The sequence below is a fragment of the Flavobacterium agrisoli genome, assembly GCF_016522065.1.
In the GTDB taxonomy this organism is placed as follows: domain Bacteria; phylum Bacteroidota; class Bacteroidia; order Flavobacteriales; family Flavobacteriaceae; genus Flavobacterium; species Flavobacterium agrisoli.
In genome coordinates this window covers 427,026-447,831 of record NZ_JAEHFV010000002.1, presented here as the reverse complement: position 1 = coordinate 447,831, position 20,806 = coordinate 427,026, and the positions used below count along the sequence as shown (strand labels likewise).

15 protein-coding genes are annotated in these 20,806 nt (G+C 35.7%); 2 read left to right on the top strand and 13 right to left on the bottom strand.

What is annotated here, in order from left to right; all coding sequences use genetic code 11:
* Positions 1-66: 66 nt before the first annotated feature.
* The 9 genes from I5M07_RS06985 to uvrC all read right to left on the bottom strand — a co-directional run bounded on the left by I5M07_RS06985 (position 67) and on the right by uvrC (position 14,676).
* A complete protein-coding gene (locus tag I5M07_RS06985) occupies positions 67-2,727 on the bottom strand; it encodes a TonB-dependent receptor (protein ID WP_200105504.1) in 2,661 nt (886 codons plus the stop codon).
* 307 nt (positions 2,728-3,034) lie between these two features.
* The gene (pgi, locus tag I5M07_RS06980; RefSeq protein WP_200105503.1) at positions 3,035-4,678 is read right to left on the bottom strand and encodes a glucose-6-phosphate isomerase; all 1,644 of its coding nucleotides are present in this window, start codon (positions 4,676-4,678) and stop codon (positions 3,035-3,037) included.
* Between the two features lie 87 nt (positions 4,679-4,765).
* Entirely contained in the window at positions 4,766-5,989 is a 1,224-nt protein-coding gene (locus tag I5M07_RS06975) for a M23 family metallopeptidase (protein WP_200105502.1), read from the bottom strand.
* Positions 5,990-6,013: 24 nt separating this feature from the next.
* The gene (locus I5M07_RS06970; protein ID WP_200105501.1) at positions 6,014-6,949 is read right to left on the bottom strand and encodes a tryptophan 2,3-dioxygenase family protein; all 936 of its coding nucleotides are present in this window, start codon (positions 6,947-6,949) and stop codon (positions 6,014-6,016) included.
* Positions 6,950-7,726 carry a DUF3108 domain-containing protein gene (locus I5M07_RS06965; RefSeq protein ID WP_200105500.1) on the bottom strand — a complete coding sequence of 259 codons (777 nt, stop codon included), beginning with the start codon at positions 7,724-7,726 and terminating at the stop codon, positions 6,950-6,952. It lies immediately after the preceding gene.
* 293 nt (positions 7,727-8,019) lie between these two features.
* Positions 8,020-9,180 (bottom strand): 4-hydroxyphenylpyruvate dioxygenase, encoded by a 1,161-nt coding sequence (hppD, locus tag I5M07_RS06960; RefSeq protein WP_200105499.1) that lies wholly within the window; start codon positions 9,178-9,180, stop codon positions 8,020-8,022.
* A 58-nt stretch (positions 9,181-9,238) separates the two neighbouring features.
* Positions 9,239-10,396: a homogentisate 1,2-dioxygenase gene (locus I5M07_RS06955; RefSeq protein ID WP_200105498.1), complete on the bottom strand. Its 1,158-nt coding sequence runs from the start codon at positions 10,394-10,396 to the stop codon at positions 9,239-9,241.
* A 194-nt stretch (positions 10,397-10,590) separates the two neighbouring features.
* Entirely contained in the window at positions 10,591-12,876 is a 2,286-nt protein-coding gene (locus tag I5M07_RS06950; RefSeq protein ID WP_200105497.1) for a patatin-like phospholipase family protein, read from the bottom strand.
* A gap of 3 nt (positions 12,877-12,879) precedes the next feature.
* The gene (gene uvrC / locus I5M07_RS06945; RefSeq protein ID WP_200105496.1) at positions 12,880-14,676 is read right to left on the bottom strand and encodes an excinuclease ABC subunit UvrC; all 1,797 of its coding nucleotides are present in this window, start codon (positions 14,674-14,676) and stop codon (positions 12,880-12,882) included.
* Between the two features lie 132 nt (positions 14,677-14,808).
* Here uvrC and I5M07_RS06940 point away from each other — a divergent pair, with 132 nt between their 5' ends.
* On the top strand, positions 14,809-15,798 hold the full coding sequence (locus tag I5M07_RS06940; RefSeq protein WP_200105495.1) for a succinylglutamate desuccinylase/aspartoacylase family protein: 990 nt from the start codon (positions 14,809-14,811) through the stop codon (positions 15,796-15,798).
* The gene (locus tag I5M07_RS06935) at positions 15,785-16,354 is read left to right on the top strand and encodes a 5-formyltetrahydrofolate cyclo-ligase (protein ID WP_200105494.1); all 570 of its coding nucleotides are present in this window, start codon (positions 15,785-15,787) and stop codon (positions 16,352-16,354) included. Before I5M07_RS06940 ends, I5M07_RS06935 begins: the two co-directional genes overlap by 14 nt.
* Here I5M07_RS06935 and I5M07_RS06930 read toward each other — a convergent pair.
* Genes I5M07_RS06930 through I5M07_RS06915 form a run of 4 tightly spaced genes read right to left on the bottom strand, consistent with a single transcriptional unit; the run spans position 16,351 to position 20,782 of the window.
* Positions 16,351-17,103 (bottom strand): tetratricopeptide repeat protein, encoded by a 753-nt coding sequence (locus I5M07_RS06930; protein WP_200105493.1) that lies wholly within the window; start codon positions 17,101-17,103, stop codon positions 16,351-16,353. The genes I5M07_RS06935 and I5M07_RS06930 overlap by 4 nt on opposite strands.
* A 33-nt stretch (positions 17,104-17,136) precedes the next feature.
* On the bottom strand, positions 17,137-18,897 hold the full coding sequence (locus tag I5M07_RS06925) for a BatD family protein (protein WP_200105492.1): 1,761 nt from the start codon (positions 18,895-18,897) through the stop codon (positions 17,137-17,139).
* A gap of 50 nt (positions 18,898-18,947) precedes the next feature.
* Positions 18,948-19,712 (bottom strand): tetratricopeptide repeat protein, encoded by a 765-nt coding sequence (locus I5M07_RS06920; protein WP_200105491.1) that lies wholly within the window; start codon positions 19,710-19,712, stop codon positions 18,948-18,950.
* 35 nt (positions 19,713-19,747) lie between these two features.
* Positions 19,748-20,782 (bottom strand): VWA domain-containing protein, encoded by a 1,035-nt coding sequence (locus I5M07_RS06915; protein WP_200105490.1) that lies wholly within the window; start codon positions 20,780-20,782, stop codon positions 19,748-19,750.
* Positions 20,783-20,806: the final 24 nt, after the last annotated feature.

Sequence of the window (20,806 nt, the reverse complement as noted above, 5' to 3'; positions counted from 1 at the left end):
CGCATAAAAAAAACGGCAAAATGCGATTCGCACTTGCCGTTTTGATATTTATTTAGATTCTAAATATTAGAAGTTGAAACGAACACTAAAGTTCCATGTTCTTCCTAATCCGAAGAAACCTCTGTTCGAAACATTAATACCTTTGTAAGTTTCATCTGTTGGTCCAGCTGCTGTTGAAGAAGTTAATTCAGAAAGATAAACTTCATCAAATACATTGTTAACATTTAAACGGAATGAGATAGAATCGAAACTATTACTTCCGGTTAAAAGTTTATAAGAGATACCCGCATCAACTAAATCGTAGTTAGGTAATTCTAAGTTATTTTTAACAGCACCAACATTAGAGTATAGTTTAGCATAATTTCTCCAATCTGCATCGACAGAAAATCTTGTAAAAATTTCATATTTGAATCCTAAGCCTAAAGTACTTTGAGCTGCGTCACCAACTTTACCACCGTCAACATCAACACTTTTTACTTCTAAAGTGTTAAAACTATCATCTCTGTATGTAGAAACTACTGAGTTTTGATATTCCCAATTTCCGAAAGAAGCAAAACCTGTAAGGTCTAATTTAGGCATTAATTTAGCAACAAAATCCAATTCGATACCGGTATGTAATTGCTCTAAACCTTGATCTGTTTTGTGAATTAAATCACCTACTGCTAAACTAGGATATTTTGTAACATCTGCTGCTGAAGCGGTTGTGGTAGATGTTGTTACTCTATCTTTCCATGATGTTCTGTAAGCATTTACACTAGCAGTAAATATTTTTGAAGAAAAAGTATATCCAGCTTCTAAACCTAATATTTTTTCATTTTCTGTAAAAGGATTAAGTTCATTAGTAAAATTTAAATAAATATTATCATGATATGGTTGACGATCATAATATCCTGCATTTGCATAGACAGTATGTTGGTTTGCTATTTTGTAACTAGTTCCTGCTTTTACATTAAAACCAACATTGTTAACTTTTTCTGATTCTTGTGCTTCAGAAATGTAATTATATGGGTCTGTACGTACGTGAGATTGGTTAGATACAGATCCTTGAAAGAAAGCTGAAAAATCATTTTTAGCATATTCTAATTGACCAAAAAGACCTCCGTAAGAAATGGTTTCACTATAATCGTAATTGATTTTTTGATTGTCCGCAACTTTTTGAAAAGTTGATTTCCATCTTTCTATTGAATATTCTTTATTTACAAAATGTACAGCAGATGTTCCACTTGATTGATGGTTTCCGTTTAGCAAAGCCTTAGTATCAGTCCAACTCGATAAACCTACAAAGTCAGAAACATATCTGTAGTGATCACCTGTGTAAGTTCTTAAATCAATACCAACATTCAGTGATAAATTTTCAGTTAATTGGTTTTTTAAGTTTGATACTAAACCATACCAAGCGTGATTGTTAGCAGATGATCGAATCAAATAAGCTCCGTTAGTACTTCTTCCGTCACTATTTCCAGTTCCGTTACCAATTGTTTGGTTCTTGTTGTACATTCCGTCAAAATTTATTTGACCATCTACTGCGGGTAATTTACTTCCGTAGCTACCTGTTCCTCCACCTCTTCCCCAAGAAGCGTAAGCTACTGTAGAAAGTTGTGTTTTCTCATTAATATCAAAATCCCAGTTTAAGTTCATTACTGGTTTGTGGTAGTAATTGGTTCTTTCAGATTTGTATTCTCCGTTTTGAGTTCCCCAGTTATTATTGTATTTTCTACCATATTTTTGGTAGTCACTAATTGCTTTCGTGAAGTTTTGATCGTGTTCTTGAGGAGCTCCAGTCAATAAAAAGTTAAAACTGTGTCTATCATTTGCTTTATATCCCACAGAAATAAAGTAAGTTTCACCTCTTCCGTAAGTACCATCATTATATCCGTCACCTTGCCAGTGAGAAAGCATAACACTTGTTCCCCAACCGCTTTTGCTCATTCCAGTACTGTAAGCAGCTGTTGTTTTAAAGTAATTGTCATTTGCAACACCTACAGAAGCAAAACCACCTTGTTTTTTGTCTGTCGCTTTTGTGATAAAGTTAACTGTACCACCTACTGACGAGATAGCTAATTTTGAAGATCCTAGACCTCTTTGAATTTGAACAGCATTAGCAATATCAGACATTCCAGACCAGTTTGACCAGTACATTTTACCGTCTTCCATTCCATTGATTGGTTGTCCGTTTAATAAAAAGGCTGTGTTATCTTGAGCAAAACCACGAACACTAATTCTAGAATCACCATATCCTCCTGCTTGACCTGCAACATACACTGATGGCGTATTAACCATAGTTTGTGTAATATCAGAAGTACCTACTTTGGCTTGAATGTCTGCTGCTTTAATTGTTGAAACCGCAATAGGAGTTTTACGATCTTTTGCTAAATCGATGATTCCTTTACCCATTACAACAATTTCATCAAGTTGATTAGAGTCGGAAGTAAGAACAATCGTTCCTAAATCTACACTTGAGCCGTTAGAAAAATTAAATTTTACAGTTGTATTCTCAAATCCTAAAAATGAGATAATCAACTCGCCAGAATTCATTTGCGTACTGAGAGTGAATTTTCCATCAAAATCAGTAGTAGTTGCTTGTGAAGTTCCTTTAATAGCCACATTAGCTCCTGGTAAAGAACTCATACCGTCACTTATGGATCCGGTAATTTTACCTTGGGCAAATCCAGCTGAAATAATCATGAATAATAGTCCTGTGAGTAACCAGTTTTTCATTGTTTTCATTTGAAGTTTTCTTTATTTGTTTTTGGCAAAATTATAACAAAAATATCAGATAGTGTTAGCAAAACGTTAACAAAGAACGCTTTTGCATTATTCATTGCGAATTAAAATGAATTTTTTAGTTAGATATAAATTTAATCTTGCTTTGTTGAATTTTTTGCTGTTTTTTTTGTTAAATCCTTAAAATTCAGACGGGTTTTTAAGTGCTATATTTTGATTAAAAGTATGTGTTTCGATGTTTTTAATGAAAAAAATGCATTGATTTAGAAATAATCAATGCATTTTTTGAATAGAATGGCGTAAAAAAACGTTAGCTGTTTTTTATAAAGTAGTTTAGTAAGAGTTCAGTAGAACTGTCGTGGTTTTTCACTACGCCCGATTCAATTTCTTCTAAAATAGAATTTGCCAATTGTTTTCCAAGTTCTACTCCCCATTGGTCGTAACTAAAAATGTTCCAAATAATACCTTGAACAAAAATTTTGTGTTCGTACATGGCAATTAAAGCACCCAACGTTTTAGGTGATAATTTTTGAATTAAAATGGTATTGGTTGGTTTGTTTCCGGTAAAAACTTTAAAGGGTAACAAAAAGGCCGCTTTTTTGGCTGAAAGCTCTTGTTTTTTAAATTCCGCTAAAACTTGATTTTCAGTTTTTCCATTTAAAAGCGCTTCGGTTTGAGCAAAGAAATTCGACATTAATTTGTCATGATGGTCTTTGTTTCCGTATAAAGAGTGCACAAAACCTATAAAATCGGTCGGAATTAGTTTGGTTCCTTGATGTATCAACTGAAAAAAGGCATGTTGTGAGTTGGTTCCAGGTTCTCCCCAGATAATAGTTCCGGTTTGGTAATCGACTGGTTTGCCATCGCGTCCCACACTTTTACCATTACTTTCCATAGTGGCTTGTTGCAAATAGGGAGCTAATTTTTTAAGATATTGGGTGTATGGAATCAAGGCTTCGCTTTCGGCGCCATAAAAGTTATTATACCAAATACTTAATAAAGCTAAAATAACCGGGATGTTTTGATCAAAAGCAGCTGATTTGAAATGTTCGTCCATTTCCTGTGCTCCCTTTAATAAGTTATTGTAATGTTCAAATCCTACGGCTAAACTGATACTCAATCCTACGGCGCTCCACAACGAAAATCGACCGCCAACCCAATCCCACATCGGAAAAATATTTTCTGGATCTATTCCGTAAGCTGTTACTTTTTCGATATTGGTTGAAACAGCTACAAAGTGTTTGGCAATGTCTTCGGGTTGTGCCGATTTTAAAAACCAATCTTTTATGGTAATCGCATTGGTTAAGGTTTCTTGAGTGGTAAACGTTTTAGAAACAATTACAAAAAGAGTAGTTTCGGGATTTAACTTTTTAATGACTTCGTTTACATGGTCGCCATCTACATTCGAAACAAAGTGTGTGGTTAAATGATTTTTGTAAAATTGCAACGCTTCTACAGCCATATCTGGGCCTAAGTCGGAACCTCCAATTCCGATATTCACCACATCGGTAAAAGGTAGACCCGAATATCCTTTTCGGATTCCGGACACAACTTCATGGGTAAATTGTTTGATTTTGTTTTTAACCGCAATTACTTCGGGCATCACATTTTTGCCATCGGCCATAATTACGGCGTTATCTTCAGCACGTAAAGCAGTGTGTAAAACGGCTCTATTTTCGGTTTTATTGATTAAGGCTCCACCAAAATAAGCAGCAATTGCCGATTTTAAATCGACTTCGTTCGCTAAATCAAGCAACAAATCAAGTGTTTCTTTGGTGATTTTATTTTTAGAAAAATCGACTAAAAAATCATTCCACTGGATGTTGAATTTTTCGGCTCTTGTACTGTCTGCCGCAAATAATTCTTGCAAAGTAGTTTGATGAGTGGCTTCAAAATGAGCTTGTAATTTTTTCCAGGCCTTTAGAGTGGATGGGTTTTCGGTATTTAAATTCATTTGGTTCCGTTTTTTGATGAGTTTTCCTCAAAAATAATTAATTCTAACCAATCGAACTAAAACTTTGCTTTTAAAAGTGCCTTTGTTTTATAAATTTCCGATGCTGTCCAATTCTCTTTTCAAAGGTTCAATTTCTTGTAAAAAACGGCTTTTGTATTTGGCCGAAAGCGATTCGCCTGTTGGTAAATTTAAGCGTAAAGGGTCTACTTGAACGCCATTTTTCCAAAAACGATAACACACATGTGGACCTGTGGCAAGTCCAGTACTTCCTACTAAACCAATTGTTTGGCCTTGGGCAACATGTTGTCCGCGGCGGACAAGAATTTTTGACATGTGTAAATATTGTGTAGCATACGTACCGTTGTGTTTTACTTTAACATAATTTCCGTTTCCAGCAGTATACCCCGTTCTTTCAACCACTCCAGCTGCCGTTGTAGAAATAGGAGTGCCTCTAGGAGCGGCATAATCGGTACCTTTGTGCGCTTTCCATCTTTTTTGAACAGGGTGAAAACGGTTACCCGAAAAGCGAGAGGTAATTCGGCTAAATTTGATAGGTGTTTTTAAGAATAAGTTTTTAAGCGTTTTTCCGTTTTCGTCGTAATAGGTTTTTTTACCAGTTGTTGTATCTTGTACAAAAGGAAAAGCGTATACTATTTTGCCTTTGTATTCAAAAAAAGCCGCTTCCAGTTCCTCGACACCATCGTAAATAGAATCGTTAATAAATCTTTCGTTGAAAATTAAGGCATAGCGGTCGCCTCTTTTCAATTTAAAGAAATCGACAGACCAAGCGAAGACTTTTGTTATCTGATTGGCCAAGGCCACATCTACTCGGTGGTTTCCTAAGGTTTCGGATAAAGAACCTTTTAGCACCCCACCAATTACTTTTCGTTTAAATGTTACAGGTTTGGTTTTTTTATAAGCCACCGGGATACTGTCTCGTAAATCGAGTACATAATACGTCAGCGCATCGGGTTGGTAAACAAATAATTGTAATTGGTTGGTTTTGTCTTTAGAGCGAAACAAAGTATAGGCTTTGTTATAACGCATGGTTCGCACATTAAATGAATCTCTTACGGTATTGACAATATCATACACACGTTTGTTTCCGATATTTTGGCTTTGAATGATGGTTCCGAAGGTATCTCCTTTTTTAATGGTATCGTGAATAACATTATAATCGGCGTAATTAATCCCAAACTCTACTTTTGCAGCTTTTTTGGGTTTTATAATTTTAGTTTCAGGTTTATCGGCCTCTTTTTGACACGATATAATTGAAAATAACACTATTATAATTACTCCTATTTTTCTCAAACCTTATTTTTTTTGTATTAGTATTTATTTTTCGCTACCCCAATTGGCTAATTCTTCGGCGCTCCATAATTCCGGGAAAAAGATTCTACGCTGAAATTTTGGGTGCATGTATTTTTGCCAATCGCTTCCGCCAGTTGCCTCGCCATTTCCTTGTCCGCTTTCTAAAATATATTTGATAGCTGTATTCAAATGTTGCATAACCCACGTAATGTTTACCGTATAATCAAAATGGCGCATTGCAGCAATAAGTTGTGGATTTTTTTGATCTTCGGCAGGCAGTTGTTTGAATTTTTGCCAAATATTTTTGGTTTTATACGTTTCCATTCGGACTAAAAATTCGGCTTTGTATTTTTTTTCGAATTGTTGTAACAAATACGACTTTTCACCGGTTTTGTAATCTTTTCCTGCTGCTTGCCAGTAGAGGTATTCAAATTGTTCGGCAACAGTCGTTTCGTTATTGATTTTTGATTTGAATCGATGGTCGGTTAGGTTGATGGTATCCGTTGCCGAGAATTCGATTAAACGGTATTGTGCACTTTGAAAACCACTTGCAGGAGTCAAAGTATTTCTAAATTTCATGTATTGGTCTACTTCCATGCCTTTTTCCATAACTTCAAAAGAGTTGGTGAGCATGTCAAAATAGCGTGTAATACGATCCAATCGTTCACTAAAAAATACCGTATCGATGTTTTCTTTTTCGGCAATTTGCTCCATCTCCCACAAAATCATTTTAAAAAGCAATTCGTTGACTTGATGGTACATGATAAAAACCATTTCGTCGGGTAGGGTAGAACGTTGAATTTGAAGATTTAACAATGCATCAGTTTGAATATAATCCCAATACGTAATGGGCTTAGACCATAAAAGACCTTCTAGTTGTACTTCTGTCTTTTGATTGATAGTCTGATATTTTGAGTCAATTTCTTTTAAAATTGATTCAGACTGTGCACTGATGTTCATTTATTGTTTTATTTTTAATGGACTTTGTAAATTTTTGTAGCCGTCAATATCGGCTTTTAAAGATCCAACGGCAAGATCCGCTTGAATACGAACAGGCAATTTGTTCTTGTCGTCTGTTATCCAAAGGGTTAAACTTTCCTTTTCTTTAAATACACGTCCGGCTTGTACTAAAGGTTTGAAAATCATGGTTGAAACGGTTCCAAATTTAGTTTTAATATCTTCACGACCAACAAATTTTAACTTAAATTTTGTGATTTCGTTATCAAAAAACATGTCGATTGCAATGGATTCTCCGGGTTTCATTTGATCGATTTCAGGATGATTTCGCAAGTAATAAAACGAAGATACAATATCTTGCACGTTTTCGGTTACGGCCAAACTTTTTTCGGATTTGTTTTTATAATCCTTTACCAAAACTTTGTTTTGTTCTTGATTAAAAAAGCCTTCTTGATTTTTTGTATAACCTCCTTCGTCTATTTTTCGAACATAGCGATAGGGTTTACCCGTGTTTTTATCAAAATAACTTTCGTACAAATCTTCGACTTTAAAGAAAAAACGCGACATACCGGTGGTATATCCTTTTCCAACGGCGTGGTATACTTTTTTATGATTAACAACAGCCTCTTTTACCGTTACTGTTGCGTAACCAGCGTTTACAATACCATAATGAATGCGAAGCTTGAACCATTCGCCAGTATCAAAGGCGGTGTCTACTTTGGGTTGAAAGCCGAATAAAGGAACTAAAAGAAGTAACAGTATAATATGTATTTTTTTCATAATTTCAATTTTGTGATTTACAAGGATATAAATTACAAATTTTATTCCAAAAATACCAAAACAAAAAAACTCAGCCTAACGACTGAGTTTTTATGCTATTAACTAACCAAAAAACTATAAATTATGAAATTTATATCAAAATCGGAAGGAAACCACCCCTTCCTGTTTTGCGAGTGCAAAGATAGATACAAAGCCAAGAAAAAATTCAATAAAAATTGAGTTTAACAAAACATTTGCACGGAATAAGGTGTTTTTTGGTTAATTTTTTGATAAAATGAAAAAATAGTGCCAATTTACAATGTTCCTCTCAACATTTGTTCTCTTTCAATCGATTCAAAAAGCGCTTTAAAGTTACCTGCACCAAAACCTTTTGCCCCCATTCTTTGGATAATTTCAAAAAATAAAGTCGGACGATCTTCTACAGGCTTGGTGAAAATTTGCAACAAATACCCTTCTTCATCGGCATCAATCATGATACCTAATTTTTGTAGTTCCTGAATGTCTTCTTTAAAACGGTGCATGTGGTTTTTTAATCGTTCCGGAATAGCATCGTAATAGGCTTGGGGTGGTGTACTTAAAAATTCGACGCCACGTTCACGCATTTGGGCAACAGTAGTGGTAATGTCATCGGTTGCAACAGCAATGTGTTGAATGCCGGGACTTTCATAGAAATCGAGATATTCTTCAATTTGTGAGCGTTTTTTCCCTTCGGCTGGTTCGTTTATTGGAAATTTAATTCTGCCATTGCCATTACTCATTACTTTTGACATTAAAGCCGAATATTCGGTAGTAATTTGTTTGTCATCAAAAGATAAAAAGTTTACAAATCCCATTACGTCTTCGTACCATTTTACCCAGGTATTCATTTCGTTCCAACCTACATTTCCTACCATGTGATCTACGTATTTTAGGCCCACAGTGGTTGGGTTATAATCCGAATTCCATTCTTTGTATCCCGGTAAAAAAGTGCCTTTGTAGTTTTTGCGTTCCACAAATAAATGCACCGTTTCGCCGTAGGTATAAATTCCGGAACGAACTACTTCGCCCATTTCATCAAATTCTACGGTAGGTTCTAGATAGGGTTTGGCACCTCTTTTGGTGGTTTCTTCAAAAGCCGATCGGGCATCATCGACCCATAATGCTACAATTTTAACTCCATCGCCGTGTTTTTTTACATGTTCGCCAATGTTAGATTGGCTGTTTAAAGCGGTAGTAAGCACTAATGTAATTTTGTCTTGTTTAAGGACGTACGAGGATTTGTCTTTGAGGCCAGTTTCTAATCCGGCGTAAGCATAGGATTGAAAACCAAATGCCGTTTTATAAAAATGAGCAGCTTGCTTGGCATTTCCTACATAAAATTCGATATAATCGGTTCCTAAAAGAGGAAGAAAATCTTGGGCGCCTTCAAATATTTTTTCGAGACCGTAGTCTACTGGTTTTAAGTCTTTATTCATAATGTTGCAATTTTAAAAGAAACAATTCAGCTGTGTGGGTCAAAATGACAGTTTTTTGTTATTCGCACCAGGATTTGTAATAGTTTCCATCGTCAATTTTTAAAGCTTCTTCGGTTACTTGTAGCGGTTTAAAAGTGTCTACCATTACCGCTAGTTCGGCCGTTTCGGTTTGACCTATGCTTCGCTCCATTGCTCCGGGAGCTGGACCATGCGGAATTCCTTTTGGATGTAAGGTTATATGTCCTTTTTCGATGTTGTTCCTACTCATAAAATCGCCGTCAACATAATACAAAACTTCATCGCTATCAATATTACTGTGATTATAAGGAGCCGGAATCGCTTTGGGATGATAATCATATAATCGAGGGCAAAAAGAACAAACTACAAAATGAGCCGTTTCGAAAGTTTGGTGTACCGGTGGCGGTTGGTGCACGCGTCCGGTTATGGGTTCAAAATTATGAATAGAGAAAGCATACGGAAAATTATAACCGTCCCAACCGACCACATCAAAAGGATGCGATGCATACACCAATTCGTGCAGCATGCCTTCTTTTTTTATTTTAATTACAAAATCGCCTTTTTCGTCGTGGGTTTCCAATTCGGTAGGTAATTTAAAATCGCGTTCGCAAAACGGTGCGTGTTCTAAGAGTTGTCCCGACTCATTTTTGTAGCGTTTGGGGGTATAAATCGGCGCTGACGATTCTACAAAAAGCAACCGATTATCGGCAGTTTCAAATTCAATTTGGTAAATAATTCCCCTAGGAATGATGATGTAATCGCCGTATTCAAAAGGAATATTTCCCATAAAAGTCCGCAATTTGCCTTTCCCTTTATGAATAAAAAGGAGTTCATCGGCATCGGCGTTTTTATAAAAATAAGAGTTTAGGGATTCTTGCGGAGCGGCCAGTCCAATACCGCAATCGCTATTGGTTAACAGTATCTTACGACTTTCTAAAAAATCTTTTTCGGGCGCGATTTCAAATCCTTTTAGCAGTAGCGATTTAATGTTTTTTGCAATGGCAATTTTAGGTTCTACCGAATAAGAGGATCGAATTTCTTTGACTTGCGTTGGGCGATGCGTATGATATAATAACGAGGAATGTCCGTGAAAACCTTCGGTTCCAAAGAGTTGCTCGTAGTACCATCCGCCAGTTGGTTTTTCAAATTGGGTGTGTCTTTTAGGAGGAATAGCTCCTAAGGTATGGTATAATGGCATGACGTTTTAATTAGATAATTAAACAATGAGATTACTAGAAAATGCGACGGAATGATTCGTGCATTTCCTATTCACAAATCATTCAATTATTCTGGATTTCTTTTGATAAGAAATTGCAGATGTGCTAATAAACCACTCCATTTTGTTTTCATTCTAACAAATATCGTAATTTTAATTATTGAAATTTACAAAATTTAAAATTCATATCCAATTTTAAACCAAGTGTATCCTTTACTAAGTTCTGGAGACCAAGTGTATTTTATTTCAATAGGCCCAATTCGGCTTTCTAATCCGTAACCTACTGCATAACCAGAGTAATCGGGAAGGGAAATCCATTCTACCGAATCAAATAAATTGTCTTTAATATTAGCATAATTAGCCGAAAAATTCACGTGGTTTTTTCGAAGGAATTCATAATCTAAAGTGATTACCGATTTGATATAACTGTCGGCGGCAAGGCTAATAAAATCATAGCCATAAAAATAATTAAAATTGTTGGTAGGTGCGTAGCCATATCCGCCCAAAGCAAAATTAAAAAAAGGTACGCTTTGTTTACCGATGGCAAATCCGGCTTCCGATTCTATATGCAAGGAAAGTTTCTTAAAAAAGGTAAAAGCACCCCCAATTTTTCCTTTAGCAATTGAAAATGGATTGAATTGTCCCGTATAATTAGACGAAGCCAAATAGGTTTGAAAGTCGCCCGAAAAAAACCAGCCTTTGCTCGGAAAATTCTTTTTGTTGTAAGAATCAAAAACGGCATAACCAAAAAGACTAAAGTAGTTGCTTTTATCAATGTTTGAATCGACTGAATTGATAGTTTGCGAACTGATGTTTAAATATTGAAATTCGGCACCACCACCAATTAAAATTTTATTTAAAAACAACGATTGAAAGTAAGCTCGATTGGTTACATCTAGATAATCGGTATTGATTAAATTATCGTCGTTATCATAATTGAGAACACTACTAATATTGGGTGTAATGTTGCGGTTAAATCGGCTGAGTTTGGATTGAAAACCCCAACTAATGTTAAATCCGTTTTCGATATAATAATCAAAAGTGTACCTGAAATTATCACCTAATACCACATCAAACGAAAGATTGTCGTTTTTTAAAAATGTTTTTTTGCGGGTAATATTTAATAACAAACCACTTTTGTAAAGTCCATCGTAATGCAAACCAAATTTCAAAAAAGTTTGCGTTGGGTTTTCGACTAAAGTTAAATTGAGATCGTCTTTTTCTTCATTTTTAGATAACGAATACGAAATTACACTAAAGTTATCGGTAGCATTTAAATTGTTAATTCCGGTTTGTAAGTCCAAATAACTAATAGTGGAGTTGGCTTTAAACCGTAGTTTTCCGGTAATGTATTCTTTAGTATATCCTTCAATTTTTGAATAATTGATGTCTTTAATTTCGAGCGTATCACTAGCTACCTTTAAAGGTGGTTTGGTATAAAAATCATCGGGTTTTACCAAGGCTTTTAATTTTTCGTACACTACAAAAGAGGCTTCTTCGCCTTTACGAATAATTTCTTCGCCTTTATCAAAAGAAACCACACCATAGTCACGAATATCGGGTTTGATGTATATATCGGTATCTCCAATTTTACGTTTCATTTTTTCAATAGATTGCAAATTGGTAATTTGAACCAGAATTTTTGTGGCGTCTTTAAGGTTTTTACGTTTGAGTAAATCGTCTTGAACATCGACTCCAATAATGATATCAGCACCTAATTTTTTAATTTCATCAATCGGGTAATTGTTAACCACGCCGCCATCAACCAACAATTGGCCGTCGATTTCTACAGGCGAAAACAAGGAAGGAAACGAGCTACTAGCCATTATGGCTTGCGCTAAATTCCCTTTGTTAAGTAATACTTGCTTCCCGGTTTCGATATCGGTACCAATACACAAAAACGGCGTTGGCAAATTGTTGAAATCTTGAATGTGTCGTACATTCCGAGTCAAACTACTTAACAAATTGTAATTGTAAATTCCTTTGGATAAGGCCTGCGGAATTCCGATTCGCATTTGGCTAAAAGGTAAGGTAATAGCATATAAGGCATCGTTTCTTTTTTCGTAGAAATTTTTTGAAGCTCTCGGAATATAATCGTTTATTAAATCATCAAAATTGGTTTTTTGAAAGATTGAATCAATTTGTGCGGCATTATAACCCGATGCATACAGACCTCCAATTACCGCGCCCATGCTCGTCCCACCAATATAATCGACTTTAATTCCAGCTTCTTCAATAACTTTTAAAACACCAATATGCGCAAAACCTTTGGCGCCACCGCCACTTAAAACCAAACCAATTTTAGGTTTTTTATCGGTTGATGGAATTTTGGTTTGACTATAGAGTAAACTACAACATGAAAATAGTGCAAACAGCAAAAAAATGTTCAATCTCGCTCCAAAGCAGTTATTCAGAAGGGAAATACGAAAAGGAGAAATTGAAAATTGCTGTTTATGAGTCATAAATTAGTTGTTAGTCTGGTAAAATTCGGTAATTTTTTTTGCTTTTGAAACTCCAATTACAGTAGAAATTTCGTTTTCTGTTGCTAATTTTAACCTTTTAACACTTTTAAAATGTTTGATGAGGGTTTGCATCGTTTTTTCGCCTATACCCGGAATACTTTCGATAGAAGAATTCAAAGCTGCTTTACTGCGTTTGTCTCGGTGAAAGGTAATACCAAATCGGTGGGCTTCGTTACGTAACTGCTGAATAATTTTTAAAGTTTCGGATTTTTTATCCAAATACAAGGGGATCGAATCACCGGGATAAAACAATTCTTCTAGCCTTTTGGCTATTCCGATGATCGCAATTTTACCTCGCAACCCTAAATCGTCTAAACTTTTTAATGCCGATGACAATTGACCTTTTCCTCCATCGATAATAATGAGCTGTGGCAAGGGTTGGTTTTCTTCTAACAAACGTTTGTATCTTCGGTATACGACTTCTTCCATCGAAGCAAAATCATTTGGGCCTTCCACCGTTTTAATGTTAAAATGGCGGTAGTCTTTTTTACTCGGTTTGCCATCTTTAAAAACCACACAAGCGGCCACGGGATTGGTTCCCTGAATATTCGAATTATCAAAACATTCTATGTGTCTCGGTTCAACAGGCAATCGCAAATCTTTTTGCATTTGTGCCATAATGCGGTTGGTATGACGGTCGGGGTCTACAATTTGCAGTTGTTTGAGTTGCTCTATTCGGTAAAATTTAGCATTTCGAATAGATAAGTCCAATATTTGCTTTTTATCGCCCAATTGCGGAACGGTAATTTTAATATGATCTCCCAAATTTATTTCAAAAGGTACAATAATTTCTTTTGAAAGTAACTGAAAGCGTTCGCGAAGTTCGATAATAGCCAATTCCAGCAATTCTTCGTCGGTTTCTTCAAGCTTTTTTTTCATCTCTAACGTATGCGATCGAATAATGGCACCATGCGATATTTGCAAAAAATTGACATACGCCGCACTTTCGTCCGATACAATCGAAAATACATCGATATTGGTAATTTTCGGGTTTACAATTGTAGAGCGCGATTGGTAATTTTCTAAAACTTCTATTTTTTCTTTGATTTTTTGCGCTTCTTCAAACCGTAAATCTTGCGCCAACGTGGTCATCATTTTTTTAAAATCCTTCAAACTTTCCTTGAAATTTCCTTTCAAAATTTCGCGAATTTTATTCACGTGATTTTGATAATTTTCTAGGGTTTCCATGCCTTCACAAGGTCCTTTGCAATTGCCAATATGGTATTCTAAACAGACTTTAAATTTCCCGCTTTCGATGTTGTTTTGATTCAAATCATAATTGCAAGTTCGCAGCGGATACAATTCTTTAATTAAATCTAAAATGGTATGCACCGTTTTAAAATTGGTGTAGGGGCCAAAATATTCCGAACCATCTTTGATCATTCTGCGGGTTGAAAAAATACGCGAAAAAGGTTCGTTTTTGATGCAAATCCAAGGATAACTTTTGTCGTCTCGCAACAAAACATTGTACCGTGGTTGCAAGGTTTTAATTAAATTATTTTCCAGCAACAACGCATCGGTTTCGGTAGGCACCACAATGTGTTTGATAGTCACAATTTTACGGACTAATACATTGGTTTTGGCGGTATCGTGAATTTTATTGAAATAAGATGAAACTCTTTTTTTAAGATTTTTGGCTTTTCCTACATACAAAATTTTCCCCTCTTTGTCATAATATTGATAGACTCCAGGATTGTCCGGAAGGGTTTGAATTTGTAAGTCAAGCGCTGTTTTTTGCATGGAATAAAGTTCTGAAAAGTGGTATTTTAAACGAAATAAAGGTACAAAACGATGTTTTTTTCTTAATCTTGTATTGTTATCAAATTTACAAAATACAGCTTATAATTTTTACATTTAAGGTTTATTTAAGTTATGAAAGAACTCTTACCCATGATCATTTTCGGCGAAACGGTTTTACCTGGCGAAAACAGAACCATTAATGTTGAGATTGCGCGTTTGCATACCACCACCAAACTTAATATTCCGGTTATCATTCGGCGTTCTAAAATTGCGGGACCTACGGTGTTGTTTTCTGCCGGAATTCACGGTGACGAAATTAATGGTGTTGAAATTGTGCGTCAAATTATCAGCAAAAAAATTAACCGTCCGGCAAGAGGAACCATCATTTGTATTCCCATTATCAACATGTATGGGTTTGTGAATAAAAGCCGCGAATTTCCCGATGGACGCGATTTGAATCGGGTTTTTCCGGGAAGTAAAAAAGGTTCGTTAGCCAGTCGGTTTGCCTTTCATTTGGTTAAAGAAGTACTTCCTTTAATTGATTATGCAGTCGATTTTCATGCTGGTGGTGCAAGTCGATTCAATGCTGCTCAAATTCGATTAACCGAAAATAACCCCGATCTGAAAGCGTTAGCCGATGTTTTTAATGCGCCCTTTACCCTTTATTCCAAAAATATTGCAGGTTCTTTTCGAAGTGCATCCGAGAAATTAAAAGTCAAAATGTTGCTTTTTGAAGGTGGAAAATCACTTGATATTAACGAAGATGTGGCCAATGAAGGCGTTAGAGGTGTAAAACGATTGTTGCGTTATTTGAATATTTTAGATGAAAAACAAGTAGAAGAACCCGCACTTTATCCGAGTATTTACATTAAAAATTCGGTTTGGATGCGCGCCAAATGTTCGGGTTTGTTGCACGATTTTAATACTGTGGGGAGTTTTGTAACCAAAGGCACTATTTTGGCTACCATTACCGACCCATTCGGTAAATTTGAACGAAAAGTAAAAGCGCCTCATGATGGGTATGTAATTAATGCCAATCATTCGCCCATCGTGTACCAAGGGGATGCTATTTACCACATTTCGAAAACTGTAGTTAGCACTAAAGAAAATGGATTATACTAAAAAAGCACTTCGCATTGCCTATAAAAACAAGAGGCAACAACTTTCAGAAGCGGATATAGAAACAAGTAGTATCGCGATTGCCAATCAATTGCTGCGATTGCCTATTTGGGAAAAAAAGTATTTTCATATTTTTTTATCGATAGTCAATCACAAAGAAGTAGATACCGAATTTATTTTGCATTTATTAGCCGGAAAGGACAAAGATATAATCATTTCAAAATCGGATTTTGCTACCCGAAAAATGACTCATTTTTTATTAACCGATACGACCAAAATCAAAACAAACGAATTCAATATCCCCGAACCGGTTGATGGTATTGAAGTGCCCAGCTCTAAAATCGAAGTAGTTTTGGTGCCACTTTTAGCATTTGACACTCTAGGTCATCGCGTAGGATACGGCAAAGGATTTTACGATCAATTTTTATCCGAATGCAAACCCGAAACCATTAAAATAGGCCTTTCTTTTTTTGAAGCCGTACCGAAAATTGAGGGAATTTTTGAAACCGATATTCAATTGGGTTACTGTGTAACTCCCCAAAAAATTTATACGTTTTAAGGCTTTTTTACTTCTTTAATATCGGCTGAATTGATCCAACCTTCGCTTCCATCTGTAAGTTCAATTTTTTTCCATTTGTCTACCGTTTCTTTCACGTACACTTTTGTTCCTTCGTGCAGCACAAATATAGCCGAGGCAGCTTTTTGCGGTTCACTGTGCACCTCGGTCATTTCTGCAAAAACAATGGCAGGACGGTCGTTTTCGTATCTGGTTTTTTCAGAAATTCCAGCAAAGAGAGCCAATACCATCAAAAAAAGCATAACAAACATCGTGATGAAATACCATCTTTTGGCCAACGTTGTTTCGGAAAAATAATAGCCAACAAAGCAGAGTAAAAAAGCAAAAGCAAAGCCTACTGCCACCCAAGCCCAAGTATTGTAAGTAAAAATGCCAGTAAAATTCTCCAGTAATTTTGCAAAACCTACTTTAGGAACTTCTTTAATTTCATCGATGGTTAGTTTTTTGGCAAACTTCAAATTGTTTAAAATCGTGGGGTCGTTTGGACGTAAAACCAATGCTTTTTCATAATTATAAATAGCAGGTGCTACTTTGTTCAAACGATAATTGCAATTGGCAATATTAAAATACAAGTCGGCCGACTCAACTTTTTCGTTTTTCAAAACACTTTCGTATGCCGTTAATGCCTCTTGGTATTTTCCGTTTTTGTATAAATTGTTCCCGTTTTCAAAGCCTGATTGAGCAAAGAAAACTTGAGTTATCAATAAAAAGAGAAACCGTATATTTTTCATAATGATAATTTAAAAACCAAATGTATTTCCATTTTATCGGGCCAATTGTTTTTCTAATTCCGAAATAATCACCACTGCTTTATCAAAATCATCCTGAATAGTAGCGCTCGAAGCAGGCGCATAACGTGCAAATTCGCAATTTTCGGTTAAGTTGATAAACTTTTGTACCGATTCCGGATTGGCATTTTTATTCAATAACAATTCTCGGATATTGTCTTTGCTCATTTCGGAAGTTTCAATATGCAGTTTGGCTTTCAAGAAATTATGCATGGCTTTTTCGAGAGCAATGTAAAAGGCTTCTTTATTGGCCAATTGTTTTTTGGCTTCGGATAAATATTTTTTAGCCAATTTGTTGTTTCGTCGAATGCGATTTCCGGTTACATCACTATCTATTGCTTCTTTTTTCTTTTTAGCCAAAATGATGATTGGCAAGCAGATAAAAGGTAATAATAACAAGCCATAAAACAACGTAGAGCCATAAAAATCGGGACTATTAATAGGCGTTAAGTTGGTTTTTAGATTGATGTATTGAAATTGCTCTCCTTTCGAAATTTGATTTTTTGGAGTTCCGCTGTTGGAAGCCAGGTTCGGATCTGTGGCAGTTGGGCCATCCATTACATTAATCATAATCTCGGATGAGGTTATGGTTTTGTAGGTTTTGGAATTGGTATCGAAATACGAAAAGGTCATCGGTTTGATGGCATAATTTCCTTTGTATTGCGGAATTATGGTATAACTATCCGAAATTTTACCGTTCATTCCCGATAAATTGGTGGTTACCTTTTCGTCGTGTACCGGATCGTACATTTCGAGGGCATTTGGCACCACTGGTTTAGGTAACGTAAACAATTTTAAGTTTCCGCTTCCTGAAGCCGAAATAACTAAGTCTAAACTTTCGCCATTTTTCAAAGTCGTTTTGGATGGAATTACTTTAAAATCAAATTTTCCAACTGCTCCAGTAAAATTGGCTGGTTTATTGGCTTCTGGTAAAGGTTTTACGTTGATGGTTTTTGCACCAGCCGAAACACGTTTGTTTCCTTCTGTAATTTGCACCCTTCCAAACATATCTCTTCTGTTGGTCGGCAGTTGCAAATCAATATCCATCGAAAGGGGTTCAATTTCTAATTTACCCGATTTTTGTGGATATAAAACGGTTTTACGCAATACCACGTATCGAAATTTTTCGCCTTTGAACATGCCTTCTTCAGCAACCAATTGTTTGATATCGATATTTTGACTCCAAAAATCATTGTATTTTGGCTTGTCTAATTCACGCCAATTTGTAATACCGATGTTGTAACTAAAGTACAATTTATACACTACCGTAATGGGTTCATTTACATACGGATTGGTTTTTGAGATGTCGGCCACCAAATACAAATTGTCATCTGCCGAAATAGCCTGAGGCGCGTTTGGATCTCGTTCTTGCGCAACAGCATTTGTTACATTAATTTTTAAGGGCGATGTTTTATAAACCTGTCCGTTGTATTCGATAGCGGCTTGTTTGATAACTAGCGTTCCTTTTTGATTGGGCATCAAAAAATAAGAGTAAATTTTCTCGAATGAACTACGACCATTTACCCATGATTGACTGACTTGTTGGCTTGGTCCAGCAATGACTCTAAAACCATCAAATGACGGGGGCACAAAATTGTCCCCATCTACATTCATTACAAAATCAATACGTAATCTTTCGTTCAAGCCGAGCGTAGTTTTGCTCACTTTCGCCTCAAATTGCACTTGGGACCAAATGGCTTGAAAACTTAATAATAGTATAAAAAGATATTTTTTCATTTTGATTTTCAACAATAGAAAATGTTATTTTAAATTTTTCTAAAAAACAATTACCAGTCTTTTTCGGTTTTTACTGGTGCGCCTTTTACTTTTTGAGCGTTTACTTTATCTTGTATTTTCTTCTCTTCGTTATTAACCGCATCTAATAAATTTTGCATACGATCTTGCGAAATTCCGCCGGGCATTGGTTTTGGTTGCCCTTTTTGATCCTGCGGATTGTTTTTTTTAGGATCTTTATTTTTATCGCCTTCGTCCTTTTTATCTTTATCTCCTTGACCGTCTTTTTTGTCTTGATCCTTATTTTTATCTTTATTCTGATCTTTATTTTTATCCTTGTTTTGGTCTTTTTTGTCTTTGTTTTTATCCTTATTCTGATCGTTTTTCGGAGGATTTTCTTTTAAAAGTTTTTTAGCCAATGCATAGTTATAACGAGTTTCATCGTCGGTTGGGTCGTTTCGCAATGCATTTTTGTATGCCTCTACTGCTTGGGTGTAATCTTTCTCTTTCATGAACGTATTGCCCAAGTTGTGAAAAGCTTTGTGTTTTTGTGCTTTGGTTTTGGCATTTTTTAAAGCTGTAGCATAAGCATATTTGGCTTCGCCAGCTTGATTTTGTTTGTAAATGGTATTACCTAAATTGTAAGCAGCAGCACTTCGGTTAGGAAATTTAGATTGCGAAATTCGGTAATTAGCTTCGGCATCCGTATAATTTTTTTGCGCATATTCTTCGTTGGCTACAGGCAAAGTTTTGTCTTTTTCCTGAGCCGAAAGGTAGGCTGAAATACAGAGTAAAAAAGTTAAAATAAGATGTCTCATATTGTTTTTTATTCCTTATAAAACGGTTTTATAAGTTATTTTTTTTCATTAAATAAATTCAGGTCAATAATCCAGCTGGTTTTTCTTTCTAATAAAAACACATCTAAAAGCAGTAAAAAGAAAGCAAACCCTAGGAACCATTGAAATTGCGACTGAAATTCGGCCATTTGAGTAGCTTCGAATTCGGTTTTTTGAATGTTATCTAACGCATTTTTTACATAATCAAGTACTTCTTTAGTGCTGTTTCCGTATACATAACCGCCTTTTGTAGCTTTTGCAATTGCTTTTAATCCGTCTTGATTGAGTTTAGTAATCACCACTTCATTGTTGTTATCACGCTGAAAACTTTTGACCACTCCATTTTCTTTTAAAGGAATAGTACCACCTTTTTCGGTTCCAAGTCCGATGGTAATGATTTTCATGCCAATTTTGTTGGCTTCTTCGGCTGCGATTTCGGCGCCTTCCGAATGGTCTTCTCCATCCGATAATAAAATCAATAATTTGCTGGTTTTGCTTTTTTCATCAAAATAGGTAGCCGATAATTTGATAGCTTCATCCAAAGAAGTTCCCTGCGAAGAAACAATACCTGGATTCATATTTTGAAGAAACATTTTGGCTACACTATAATCACTAGTGATGGGTAAAACCGGAAAGGCACTACCGGCATAAGCTACAATTCCGATGCGGTCACTTCCCAATTGGTTGATAATTTGCGAAACAATTTGTTTGCTTTTTTCCAAACGGTTGGGTGCTACATCTTCGGCAAGCATACTTTTAGAAACGTCCATAGCAAACACAATGTCAATTCCTTCGCGTTTCACCGTTTCCATTTTAGTTCCTATTTTCGGATTGACCAAACCGATAATTAAACAAGTGAGTCCCAAAAGTACCACCACTAGTTTAAGAACAGGCTTAAAACTAGAACGATTTGGAGCTAGTTGTTGCACTAAATCCAAATCACCAAATTCGCGTTGTTTTTTTCTTTTCCAATACAAGTTGTAAAAGTAAATCAACACCAAAATGGGGATGATAATAAAGAGGTATAAATATTTTTTTTCGTCTAATTCCATATTCTTATAAATTCCAAAACGATA